This window comes from Marinobacter sp. (genome assembly GCF_041687235.1).
Classification (GTDB): domain Bacteria; phylum Pseudomonadota; class Gammaproteobacteria; order Pseudomonadales; family Oleiphilaceae; genus Marinobacter.
This window is the reverse complement of sequence record NZ_JAWLCH010000018.1, coordinates 1-10,872: the sequence shown is the minus strand read 5'-3', so window position 1 is coordinate 10,872 and position 10,872 is coordinate 1. Positions and strand designations below refer to the sequence as shown.

Sequence of the window (10,872 nt, the reverse complement as noted above, 5' to 3'; positions counted from 1 at the left end):
AATCCGAGGCGATTAATCCTCGTCTTCGTCCACCTCTTCGGCTTCGATATCCAGCGGACGACCAACCAGCTCAACAAACGCCATAGGGGCGTTGTCGCCGGCACGGAAGCCGCACTTCAGGATACGAAGGTATCCACCCGGACGCTCGCTGTAACGGGGACCAAGCTCATCAAACAGCTTGGCAACCGCTGCATCGTCACGCAGGCGTGAGAACGCCAGACGACGATTCGCGACCGAATCATTCTTGGAGAGCGTGATCAAAGGCTCAGCTACACGACGAAGCTCTTTGGCTTTCGGCAGCGTTGTTTTGATCAGCTCGTGTTCAACCAGTGACGCAGTCATGTTACGGAACATGGCCTTGCGATGCGCACTGGTCCTGCTGAACTTACGACCACTCTTACGATGACGCATTGCTCTGATTCCTTACCTTAAACTAATCGGCGATTAACCGCCCAGAACCCGGTCGTCGCCACGAAGGCTAGCCGGCGGCCAGTTATCAAGACGCATGCCCAGTGACAGACCACGGGACGCCAGAACGTCCTTGATCTCGGTCAGCGACTTTTTACCAAGGTTAGGCGTCTTCAACAGCTCAACTTCTGTGCGCTGGATAAGATCGCCGATGTAGTAAATGTTCTCAGCCTTCAAGCAGTTAGCTGAACGCACTGTCAATTCCAGATCATCAACCGGACGCAAAAGGATCGGATCGATTTCTTCCTCTTCCTCAACGCGCTCGGGCTCTTTCTCATGATCGAAATCAACAAACACCGCCAGTTGCTGCTGGAGGATGGTGGCCGCCCGGCGAATTGCTTCTTCCGGGTCGATGGTGCCATTGGTCTCCAGATCAATAACCAGCTTGTCCAGATCGGTCCGCTGCTCTACCCGTGCACTTTCCACGGCGTAAGCCACGCGGCGAACCGGGCTGAATGTTGCATCCAGCTGCAGGCGTCCGATGGCGCGAGTTTCGTCCTCGTCAAGACCACGCTGGTCTGCCGGCTCATAGCCGCGACCGCGGGCAACACGGAGACGCATGTTCACTTCACCATTCTCGCTCAGGTGACAGATCACGTGCTCCGGGTTGGCAATCTCGACGTCATGATCCAGCTTGATATCACCGGCTGTCACAACGCCCGGGCCTTTTTTGCTGAGCGTGAGCTCGGCATCGTCCCGACCGTTCATTTTTACGGCGACGCCTTTGAGATTCAGCAGAATCTCAATGACATCTTCCTGGACACCCTCAATGGCGCTGTACTCGTGCAGGACACCGTCAATCTGCGCTTCAGTCACGGCGCAGCCCGGCATCGAAGACAAGAGAATCCGGCGCAATGCGCTGCCCAGGGTGTGGCCAAAGCCCCTTTCAAGAGGCTCAAGCGTAACCTTGGCACGTGTGGCGCTTGATTCCTTCACGTCAATGGTACGAGGTGTCAATAACTCATGTACTGAACGCTGCATAGACGCCCCTATCTGCTATCGTTGCTAACTGGGCTTTACTTGGAGTAAAGCTCGACGATGAGGTTCTCGTTGATGTCGGCCGGCAGTTCAGTACGCTCGGGTACTGACTTGTAAACGCCGGACATCTTGTTGGCGTCGACCTCTACCCAGCTCACCGGTGCACGGCTTGCAGACAGATCCAGTGCGCCTTTAACACGCAGCTGGTTCTTCGCCTTTTCACGCACGCTCACAACATCACCCGGACGGACCTGGTAGGACGGAATGTTTACCGTCTTGTCGTTGACCAGGATCGCCTTGTGAGAGACGAGCTGACGGGCTTCTGCACGGGTAGAACCAAAGCCCATGCGATATACAACGTTATCGAGACGACCTTCCAGGAGCTGCAGCAGGTTTTCACCGGTTGCACCTTTTCCTCGGGCTGCCTCTTTGTAGTAGTTACGGAACTGCTTTTCCAGAACGCCGTAGATACGACGAACTTTCTGTTTTTCACGCAGCTGTACGCCGTACTCGGACAGACGACCGCGACGCGCGCCGTGCATACCCGGCGGAGTCTCGATGTTGCACTTTGAATCGAGCGCGCGAACACCGCTCTTCAGAAAAAGATCTGTCCCTTCACGACGAGACAGCTTGCACTTCGGGCCTATATAACGAGCCATAATTCACTGTCTCCTGTGTTAGACGCGGCGCTTCTTGGGCGGACGACAGCCGTTGTGGGGAATCGGCGTCACATCTGTGATGTTGGTGATCTTGTAGCCACACGCATTCAGCGCGCGAACTGCAGACTCACGTCCGGGCCCAGGACCCTTAACCTCTACGTCCAGGTTTTTAAGGCCGTATTCAGCAGCCGCATTACCGGCTCTTTCAGCTGCTACCTGCGCAGCAAAAGGTGTACTCTTGCGTGACCCACGGAAACCGGAACCACCAGAGGTAGCCCAGGACAGGACGTTGCCCTGACGGTCAGAAATGGTCACGATAGTGTTGTTGAAGGACGCGTGAATGTGCGCGACGCCATCAACAACCGTCTTTTTCACCTTTTTACGGGTACGTGTACCTGGCTTTGCCATGTTTGCCTACCTGTTACTTACGAATAGGTTTGCGTGGACCTTTACGGGTGCGTGCGTTGGTCTTGGTGCGCTGGCCACGGACTGGAAGCCCATGACGATGACGCAGACCACGGTGGCATCCGAGATCCTTCAAACGCTTGATGTTCATCTGTACTTCACGACGCAGATCGCCTTCGACAGACACCTTGCCCACTTCAGTACGAAGTGCTTCAAGCTGCTCGTCGCTAAGGTCTTTGACCTTGACGTCCGGCTTAACGCCGGTTGCATCGCAAAGCTTCTGGGCTGTTGTCTTGCCAACACCAAAGATATAGGTCAGCGAGATAACAGCATGTTTGTGATCGGGTATATTGACACCGGCTATACGTGCCATCCAAATTACTCCGCGTTCAAAGCTTTGCTGTGTGAATTTTCCGCCACAAAAAGGGCGCGAAATAATAGCGCCTGACCCCGCATGGAGTCAAGCGCCATCATTTCGAAACCCTGCAATGTCAGGAAGGCTTCCTTTCGGAATCAGCCCTGGCGTTGCTTGTGACGAGGCTCCGAGCAAATGACTCGTACCGAGCCATTGCGACGAATTACTTTGCAGTTACGGCAAATTTTCTTTACCGAAGCGCGTACTTTCATTGTCGACTCCAGTTTTCAAGGGGAACGGGATTAACCGTTCCGACCATAGCCCTTGAGATTGGACTTCTTCATCAGTGATTCATACTGATGGGACATCAGGTGCGACTGAACCTGAGCCATGAAATCCATCACCACGACTACAACAATCAGCAGAGAGGTTCCGCCCAGATAGAACGGAACATTCCCGGCCACCATCAGGAACTGAGGGAACAGGGAAACTGCTGCAATGTACATTGCACCGAACAGCGTCAGGCGCGTCAGAACACCATCGATATACTTGGCGGTCTGATCACCAGGACGAATGCCCGGAATAAACGCTCCAGAGCGCTTGAGGTTATCCGCAACTTCTTTCGGGTTATACATCAACGCTGTGTAGAAGAAGCAGAAGAAAACCACTGCTGCCGCAAACAGGATGATATACAACGGCTGGCTTGGCGCCAGAGCCTGGGAGACATCGCTCAGCCACTCCATGCCCTCGCCCTGACCAAACCACTGACCCAGCGATGCCGGGAAAAGCAGGATGGACGAAGCAAAGATGGGCGGGATTACACCGGCCATATTCACTTTCAGGGGCAGATGGCTGGATTGCTGGGCGAACACCCGGCGACCCTGTTGGCGCTTGGCGTAGTTGATCGTCAACCGACGCTGACCACGCTCCATAAACACCACGAAGCCAATGACCGCAACAGCCAGAACGCCAATGCCGAGCACGACCAGCAGGCTCATCTCACCGTTACGAGCCTGTTCGAGCGTCTGACCGATAGCGCCGGGCAACCCGGCCACAATACCGGCGAAGATCAGCAGTGAAATGCCGTTGCCGACACCTCGCTCAGTGATCTGCTCACCCAGCCACATCATGAACACGGCGCCACTTACGAATGACACAACCGCCACGAAGTGGAAGCTGAAGCTGTCATTGAAGGTGACACCCTGAGATGCCAGACCGACAGAAATACCAAAGCCCTGAACCAGGGCCAGGATAACCGTACCATACCGGGTGTACTGACTGATCTTTCGACGGCCAGCTTCGCCTTCCTTCTTCAACTGCTCAAGCTGCGGACTCACCGCAGTCATGAGCTGCATGATAATGGAGGCCGAAATGTACGGCATGATACCGAGAGCGAAGATACTCATGCGCTCAAGCGCACCACCAGAAAACATGTTGAACATGCTCAGGATTGTGCCCTGGTTCTGTTCAAACAGTGCCGCCAGACGGTCGGGGTTGATACCCGGCACCGGAATGTGGGCACCAATCCGGTACACCAGCAATGCCAGGAAGACAAACCAGAGCCGCGATCGCAGCTCTGCCAGTCCTTTACCCGCGCCCGCAGGCAATGATGCGTTCTTGGCCATTTAGTCCTCGACTCGCCTTAGTCTTCGACTTTACCACCCGCGGCAGAAATTGCCTCGCGCGCGCCTTTGGTTACCCGAAGTCCCTTCACGGTTACCGCACGGCTCAGTTCGCCGGACAGGATAACCTTGGCTTCACGGATCTCTCCGCGAATGATATCCGCCTTCTTCAGAGCCTCCAGATCAACCACATCGCCTTCTACCTTAGCCAGTTCATTCAGGCGAATCTCAGCAACGTAACGCTGCTGACGAGACGTGAAGCCAAATTTCGGCAGACGACGGGCCAATGGCTGCTGGCCACCCTCAAAACCAGGCGCCACGCTGCCACCGGAACGGGCTTTCAGACCTTTATGACCACGACCGCCGGTTTTACCGAGACCGCTACCGATACCACGACCAACCCGCTTGGGGGCCTGACGTGAACCGGGCTCCGGACTAAGTTCGTTCAGACGCATCTTAGTTCTCCTCAACCCGAACCAGGTAATCAACCCGGTTGATCATGCCGCGGATAGAAGGTGTATCTTCCACTTCCACGGTGTGACCGATTTTACGAAGACCCAGGCCCTTCACACACAACTTGTGCTTGGGCTGGCAGCCGATGGGGCTGCGGGTCAGAGTTACTTTGATCGTTTTTGCGTTCGCCATGACTTCAACCCAGAATCTCTTCCACGGTCTTACCGCGCTTGGCTGCAATATCTTCAGGCGCCTGTGTCGCCTGGAGACCCTTGATGGTGGAACGTACCACGTTCACCGGGTTAGTAGACCCGTAACACTTGGACAGTACGTTCTGAACACCCGCCACTTCCAGTACTGCACGCATCGCACCGCCGGCGATGATACCAGTACCTTCGGACGCTGGCTGCATGTAAACCTTGGAGCCGCCATGCTGAGCCTTGACCGGGTATTGCAGGGTAGTACCGTCAAGCGGAACTTCTACCATGTTCTTGCGCGCAGCCTCCATGGCCTTCTGGATGGCGACCGGCACTTCACGCGCCTTGCCACGACCGAAACCAACGCGACCTTTACCATCACCCACTACAGTCAGTGCGGTGAAGGCGAAAATACGGCCACCCTTGACAACCTTGGCGACACGATTGACCTGAACCAGCTTCTCCTGGAGCTCAGGCGCCTTCTGTTCGTTAACGCTCATCTTCTCCACCTCTTAGAATTGCAAGCCAGCTTCACGGGCTGCGTCGGCCAGAGCCTGAACCCGGCCGTGATAACGGTAACCGGAGCGGTCAAAAGCAACCTGCTCAACACCTGCCGCCTTGGCACGCTCAGCAATCAACTGACCGACCTTTTTGGCAGCGTCCACGTTACCGGTTGCACCCTGGCGCAGTTCCTTATCCAACGTGGAGGCAGTGGCAAGCACTTTGCTGCCATCTGCAGTGGTGACCTGGGCGTACATGTGACGCGGTGTGCGATGAACGCACAGACGATTGGTACCCAGCTCACGGATCTTCATGCGCACTTTGCGTGCGCGACGCAATCTTTCGTTATTCGCGCTCATAGTCCCGCCTTATTTCTTCTTGGCTTCTTTGCGTCTGACCTGCTCATCCGCATAACGAACACCCTTGCCCTTATAAGGCTCGGGCGGACGGAACGCGCGGACTTCCGCAGCGACCTGGCCAACCTGTTGCTTGTCGATACCGCGAATCACTACTTCCGTATTGGACGGAGTTTCTGCGGTAATCCCCTCGGGCAGCTCATACTCGACCGGGTGTGAAAAACCCAGTGTCAGATTGAGCTTCTTACCTTGCGCCTGGGCACGGTAACCTACGCCCGTCAGCTGGAGTTTACGCTCCCAGCCTGTGGAAACACCGGTCACCATGTTGTTGACCAGTGCACGAGTAGTACCAGCAAGAGCGCGGGACTGTTTAGCACCATCGCGGGCCGCAAAGCGCAGAACATTTTCTTCCTGCTTTACTTCAACCGCCTGGTGAATGGTGATTTGAAGCGCTCCCTTGGAACCCTTCACATTAATTTCCTGTCCGTTCAGCTTAACCTCAACACCGGAAGGCAGCACGACAGGATTATTGGCAACCCTGGACATGTGGTTCTCCTAGAATACGGTGCAGATGACTTCGCCACCCACGCCAGCAGCACGTGCGGCGCGGTCTGTCATAACGCCCTTGGACGTTGAGACAATCGCGACTCCCAGACCACCGGATACCTTCGGCAGCTCCCCAGCGCCTTTATACTGGCGCAGACTCGGACGGCTGACCCGTTTGATCTCTTCAATAACCGGCTTACCGCCGAAATATTTCAGGGTGATCGTCAGCTCGGGCTTCGCGTCGGCTGAAACGGAGAAATCGTCAACGTAACCTTCGTCCTTCAGGACCTGGGCTACGGAGATCTTCATCTTTGAGGATGGCATCGTAACATCTGCTTTTGATGCCATCTGTGCATTACGGATACGGGTAAACATATCCGCAAGCGTGTCTTGCATACTCATTGGTATGAGGCTCCTGATCTTTTTAGTTGTGCAGCGGCTTGCCGCACCGCTTACCAACAGGCACCTGACCGAGGTCAGGGTGCCTATCTTACCAGCTTGCCTTGGTCAGGCCCGGAACGTCGCCACGCATGCCGTATTCACGGAGTTTGATCCGTGAAAGCTCGAACTTGCGCAAAACGCCGTGGGGACGACCAGTCACCTGGCAACGATTACGAAGACGCGAAGGAGAAGCATCGCGAGGAAGCTGCTGCAGCTTCATCTGTGCGTCCCAACGGTCATCATCGCTGGTATTCGGGTTCTTGATAATCGCCTTGAGTTCAGCGCGCTTCGCTGCAAACTTCGCAACGGTCTTTTCGCGCTTCAGCTCACGGTTCTTCATGGAAACCTTAGCCATTACACTCGTTCCTTATTTCTTGAACGGAAAGCCAAAGGCTTTCAACAGTTCACGACCTTCATCGTCGGTACCGGCAGTGGTGGTAATGGTGATGTCCAGACCACGGATCTTGTCGACCTTGTCGTACTCGATCTCAGGGAAAATGATCTGCTCACGCACACCCATGCTGTAGTTACCGCGACCGTCGAACGATTTGGGATTCAGACCGCGGAAGTCACGAATGCGGGGAACCGCAATGTGAACCAGGCGATCGAAGAAGTCCCACATACGCTCGCCGCGGAGGGTAACCTTACAACCGATAGGCCAACCCTCACGGATCTTGAAACCCGCAACGGATTTACGCGCCTTGGTAACAACCACTTTCTGGCCTGCCAGGCGCTCAAGATCCGCCACGGCATTTTCAATCAGCTTCTTGTCACCAACCGCTTCGCCGACACCCATGTTAAGGGTGATCTTTTCGATACGCGGCACCTGCATAATGTTCTTGTAGCCGAACTCTTTCTGCAGGGCGGGTACCACTTCCTTACTGTACTGCTCTTTCATATTAAGCATCGTAACCACCACCGCTTACTGGTTATCGACAGCTTCGTTCGTGGACTTGAAGATCCGCACTTTCGCGCCGTCTTCCTTGATCTGGAAGCCTACACGATCGGCTTTGCCGGTCTGCGGATTAAAAATAGCCACGTTGGAAGCCTGGATAGGTGCTTCTTTTTCGACGATGCCACCTGGGGTGCCCAGCATCGGGTTCGGCTTGGTGTGCTTCTTGATCATATTGATACCAGAAACAACCATACGGCCATCGTCCTGAACCTTCAGAACTTTACCACGTTTGCCTTTATCTTTCCCCGTGGTGACGATTACTTCGTCATCTCGTTTGATCTTTTTCATAACCGGCCTCTGGTCCTTTAAAGTACTTCGGGTGCCAGTGAGATAATTTTCATGAACTTTTCATTACGCAGTTCACGGGTAACCGGTCCGAAGATACGGGTACCAATAGGAGCGTCCTGATTGTTCAGAAGTACTGCCGCGTTTCCGTCGAAACGGATCAGCGAACCGTCGGGACGGCGAACACCCTTGCGGGTGCGTACCACGACAGCTTTCAGGACCTGGCCTTTCTTCACTTTACCGCGGGGGATGGCTTCCTTTACGGTCACCTTGATGATATCCCCTACGCTGGCATAACGCCGATGTGAACCGCCCAGGACCTTGATGCACATCACCTGACGCGCACCGCTGTTATCCGCGACTTCAAGCATTGTTTGAGTCTGAATCATGGTTGTTCTCCGGGCGAATTACACCTTGGATGCACGTTCAGTGACTTCCACCAGGGCCCAGCTCTTGGTCTTGGAGACCGGACGGGTTTCCTGAATGGTCACAGTGTCACCAATGTTGCACTGATTGCTCTCATCGTGAGCGTGGATCTTGGTTGAACGCTTCATGTACTTACCGTACAGCGGGTGTTTCACCTGACGCTCGACCAACACCACGATGGATTTCTCCATCTTGTTGCTCACGACCTTGCCGCTCAGAGTTCTGGCAGTTTGGGTAGCTTCGGTCATGTCACTGTCCTGCCTTTTCGTTCAATACTGTTTTCACGCGAGCGATATCGCGCTTCACCTTGCCGAGAAGGTGAGACTGATTCAGCTGACCTGTCGCCTTACGCATGCGCAGGTTGAACTGCTCCTTCAGGAGGTCGATCAGCTCTTTGTTCAGCTCCTCGACTGACTTTTCACGCAGCTCTGTTGCTTTCATCACATCACCGTCCTCGTTACAAAGGTGGTCTGTACCGGCAGTTTGGCCGCGGCGAGAGTGAACGCATCCCGAGCAATTTCCTCAGAAACACCTTCCATCTCGTAGAGCATGCGGCCTGGCTGGATTTCAGCCACCCAATACTCGACAGAACCCTTACCTTTACCCATTCGAACTTCAAGCGGCTTACCGGTGATCGGCTTGTCCGGGAATACCCGGATCCAGATCTTCCCGCCCCGCTTGATGCGACGAGTCATGGTACGACGCGCTGCCTCAATCTGGCGCGCAGTTATACGCCCACGGCTCGTAGCCTTCAATCCGTATTCACCGAAGCTCACCTTGTTGGCGCGGTGAGCAAGACCGGTGTTACGGCCTTTCATTACCTTGCGGAATTTGGTGCGTTTTGGTTGCAGCATAAGAGTGCCCCTTTACTTAGAACCTTTCTTCCCAGAGGCTTTCTTGTCAGCACGGACCTGCTCCATACCACCAAGAATCTCACCTTTGAAGATCCATACCTTGACGCCGATTACGCCGTAAGTGGTATGCGCTTCGTAGGTTGCGTAATCAATATCTGCACGCAGTGTGTGCAGAGGAACACGACCTTCGCGATACCACTCGGAACGCGCGATTTCAGCACCCCCGAGACGACCGCCTACCTGGATCTTGATACCCTTGGCACCCTGGCGCATGGCGTTCTGTACCGCACGCTTCATAGCGCGACGGAACATCACACGACGCTCCAGCTGGCCGGCAACGTTTTGCGCTACCAGGCGGGCATCGAGGTCCGGCTTGCGGACTTCTTCGATGTTGATGTGCACAGGCACACCCATCATGTCGCTGACTTCGCGACGCAGACGATCAACATCTTCACCCTTCTTACCGATAACAATACCGGGACGGGCAGTATGGATCGTGATACGGGCGTTCTGAGCAGGGCGCTCGATCACAATCTTGCTGACAGACGCCTTAACCAGGCGCTTGTCGAGGAATTCACGAACCTGAATGTCGTTCAACAGGTTTTTCGCATATTCCTTTTTGTCGGCATACCAGACTGAGTTGTGCTCTTTGATCACACCCAGGCGAATGCCGGTTGGATTTACTTTATGACCCATCTGAGCATCTCCTACTTGTCGGCGACCTTGACGGTGATATGGCAGGTGCGCTTGAAAATACGGTCAGCGCGCCCCTTGGCTCGAGCTTTGATTCGCTTGAGCGTCGGACCCTCATCCACCATGACGGTGGAAACCCGCAGTTCGTCAACGTCCAGACCTTCGTTATGCTCAGCGTTGGCGATGGCGGACTCAAGAGCTTTCTTGATCACGCCCGCCGCCTTCTTCGGGCTGAAAGTCAGAATGTTCAGGGCGTCCTCAACAGCCTTGCCGCGTACTTGGTCAGCGACAAGACGTGCTTTCTGAGCTGAGAGGCGAGCGCCCTTATACTTGGCTGCTACTTCCATTTCGATTACCTCAGAATCAGCGTTTAGCTTTCTTGTCGGCCGCATGACCACGATAAGTACGCGTTGCCGCGAACTCACCCAGCTTATGTCCAACCATATCTTCGGTGACATAAACCGGCACGTGCTGCTTGCCGTTGTGGACTGCAATGGTCAGGCCTACCATCTCCGGAAAGACTGTCGACCGGCGGGACCAGGTTTTGATCGGCCGCTTGTCGTTAGCTTCCAGAGCTGCCTCGACCTTCTTCAACAGATGCAGGTCTATAAAAGGACCTTTCTTCAAAGAACGTGGCACAGCAATTACCTCTATGTAGTCGTTTACTTGGCCGAACGA

At 54.7% G+C, this 10,872-nt stretch carries 23 protein-coding genes; all 23 read right to left on the bottom strand.

The annotated features are described in order from the left end of the window. Positions 1-12: 12 nt before the first annotated feature. The 23 genes from rplQ to rpsS all read right to left on the bottom strand — a co-directional run bounded on the left by rplQ (position 13) and on the right by rpsS (position 10,833). Positions 13-411 carry a 50S ribosomal protein L17 gene (rplQ, locus tag ACESMK_RS17730; protein ID WP_064230334.1) on the bottom strand — a complete coding sequence of 133 codons (399 nt, stop codon included), beginning with the start codon at positions 409-411 and terminating at the stop codon, positions 13-15. Between the two features lie 33 nt (positions 412-444). After that, positions 445-1,449: a DNA-directed RNA polymerase subunit alpha gene (locus ACESMK_RS17725; protein ID WP_008174911.1), complete on the bottom strand. Its 1,005-nt coding sequence runs from the start codon at positions 1,447-1,449 to the stop codon at positions 445-447. 35 nt (positions 1,450-1,484) lie between these two features. Further along, positions 1,485-2,105, bottom strand: coding sequence for a 30S ribosomal protein S4 (rpsD, locus tag ACESMK_RS17720; protein WP_053114301.1), 621 nt, complete (start codon positions 2,103-2,105; stop codon positions 1,485-1,487). 18 nt (positions 2,106-2,123) lie between these two features. After that, positions 2,124-2,513 (bottom strand): 30S ribosomal protein S11, encoded by a 390-nt coding sequence (rpsK, locus tag ACESMK_RS17715; RefSeq protein ID WP_007153992.1) that lies wholly within the window; start codon positions 2,511-2,513, stop codon positions 2,124-2,126. A gap of 13 nt (positions 2,514-2,526) precedes the next feature. Beyond that, complete coding sequence (rpsM, locus tag ACESMK_RS17710) at positions 2,527-2,883, bottom strand: 30S ribosomal protein S13 (RefSeq protein WP_048497755.1); 357 nt, start codon at positions 2,881-2,883, stop codon at positions 2,527-2,529. Positions 2,884-3,023: 140 nt separating this feature from the next. Continuing rightward, positions 3,024-3,137 carry a 50S ribosomal protein L36 gene (rpmJ, locus tag ACESMK_RS17705; RefSeq protein WP_008174902.1) on the bottom strand — a complete coding sequence of 38 codons (114 nt, stop codon included), beginning with the start codon at positions 3,135-3,137 and terminating at the stop codon, positions 3,024-3,026. Positions 3,138-3,167: 30 nt separating this feature from the next. Further along, the gene (secY, locus tag ACESMK_RS17700) at positions 3,168-4,490 is read right to left on the bottom strand and encodes a preprotein translocase subunit SecY (protein WP_008174899.1); all 1,323 of its coding nucleotides are present in this window, start codon (positions 4,488-4,490) and stop codon (positions 3,168-3,170) included. Between the two features lie 17 nt (positions 4,491-4,507). Beyond that, complete coding sequence (rplO, locus tag ACESMK_RS17695; protein WP_088558160.1) at positions 4,508-4,942, bottom strand: 50S ribosomal protein L15; 435 nt, start codon at positions 4,940-4,942, stop codon at positions 4,508-4,510. Position 4,943: 1 nt separating this feature from the next. Continuing rightward, positions 4,944-5,132 carry a 50S ribosomal protein L30 gene (gene rpmD, locus ACESMK_RS17690; protein ID WP_012139786.1) on the bottom strand — a complete coding sequence of 63 codons (189 nt, stop codon included), beginning with the start codon at positions 5,130-5,132 and terminating at the stop codon, positions 4,944-4,946. 4 nt (positions 5,133-5,136) lie between these two features. Continuing rightward, a complete protein-coding gene (gene rpsE, locus ACESMK_RS17685; protein WP_008174892.1) occupies positions 5,137-5,637 on the bottom strand; it encodes a 30S ribosomal protein S5 in 501 nt (166 codons plus the stop codon). A gap of 12 nt (positions 5,638-5,649) precedes the next feature. Further along, a complete protein-coding gene (gene rplR, locus ACESMK_RS17680; protein ID WP_373001528.1) occupies positions 5,650-5,997 on the bottom strand; it encodes a 50S ribosomal protein L18 in 348 nt (115 codons plus the stop codon). Between the two features lie 9 nt (positions 5,998-6,006). Beyond that, on the bottom strand, positions 6,007-6,540 hold the full coding sequence (gene rplF, locus ACESMK_RS17675; protein WP_117619475.1) for a 50S ribosomal protein L6: 534 nt from the start codon (positions 6,538-6,540) through the stop codon (positions 6,007-6,009). Between the two features lie 9 nt (positions 6,541-6,549). Continuing rightward, a complete protein-coding gene (gene rpsH / locus ACESMK_RS17670; protein WP_069185084.1) occupies positions 6,550-6,942 on the bottom strand; it encodes a 30S ribosomal protein S8 in 393 nt (130 codons plus the stop codon). A gap of 88 nt (positions 6,943-7,030) precedes the next feature. After that, positions 7,031-7,336: a 30S ribosomal protein S14 gene (rpsN, locus tag ACESMK_RS17665; RefSeq protein WP_008174884.1), complete on the bottom strand. Its 306-nt coding sequence runs from the start codon at positions 7,334-7,336 to the stop codon at positions 7,031-7,033. A gap of 12 nt (positions 7,337-7,348) precedes the next feature. Next, complete coding sequence (gene rplE / locus ACESMK_RS17660; RefSeq protein ID WP_373001526.1) at positions 7,349-7,888, bottom strand: 50S ribosomal protein L5; 540 nt, start codon at positions 7,886-7,888, stop codon at positions 7,349-7,351. A gap of 15 nt (positions 7,889-7,903) precedes the next feature. Then, entirely contained in the window at positions 7,904-8,224 is a 321-nt protein-coding gene (gene rplX, locus ACESMK_RS17655; RefSeq protein WP_069185083.1) for a 50S ribosomal protein L24, read from the bottom strand. Between the two features lie 17 nt (positions 8,225-8,241). Next, complete coding sequence (gene rplN, locus ACESMK_RS17650; protein ID WP_007154005.1) at positions 8,242-8,610, bottom strand: 50S ribosomal protein L14; 369 nt, start codon at positions 8,608-8,610, stop codon at positions 8,242-8,244. An 18-nt stretch (positions 8,611-8,628) separates the two neighbouring features. Further along, positions 8,629-8,895 (bottom strand): 30S ribosomal protein S17, encoded by a 267-nt coding sequence (gene rpsQ, locus ACESMK_RS17645; protein WP_008174879.1) that lies wholly within the window; start codon positions 8,893-8,895, stop codon positions 8,629-8,631. Between the two features lies 1 nt (position 8,896). After that, positions 8,897-9,088, bottom strand: coding sequence for a 50S ribosomal protein L29 (gene rpmC, locus ACESMK_RS17640; RefSeq protein ID WP_008174877.1), 192 nt, complete (start codon positions 9,086-9,088; stop codon positions 8,897-8,899). After that, positions 9,088-9,501 (bottom strand): 50S ribosomal protein L16, encoded by a 414-nt coding sequence (gene rplP, locus ACESMK_RS17635; protein WP_008174875.1) that lies wholly within the window; start codon positions 9,499-9,501, stop codon positions 9,088-9,090. The genes rpmC and rplP overlap by 1 nt, the downstream gene beginning before the upstream one ends. A 12-nt stretch (positions 9,502-9,513) precedes the next feature. Next, entirely contained in the window at positions 9,514-10,197 is a 684-nt protein-coding gene (rpsC, locus tag ACESMK_RS17630; protein ID WP_029655325.1) for a 30S ribosomal protein S3, read from the bottom strand. A gap of 11 nt (positions 10,198-10,208) precedes the next feature. Further along, entirely contained in the window at positions 10,209-10,541 is a 333-nt protein-coding gene (rplV, locus tag ACESMK_RS17625) for a 50S ribosomal protein L22 (RefSeq protein ID WP_373001523.1), read from the bottom strand. Between the two features lie 16 nt (positions 10,542-10,557). Next, the gene (gene rpsS, locus ACESMK_RS17620; protein ID WP_007154011.1) at positions 10,558-10,833 is read right to left on the bottom strand and encodes a 30S ribosomal protein S19; all 276 of its coding nucleotides are present in this window, start codon (positions 10,831-10,833) and stop codon (positions 10,558-10,560) included. Positions 10,834-10,872: the final 39 nt, after the last annotated feature.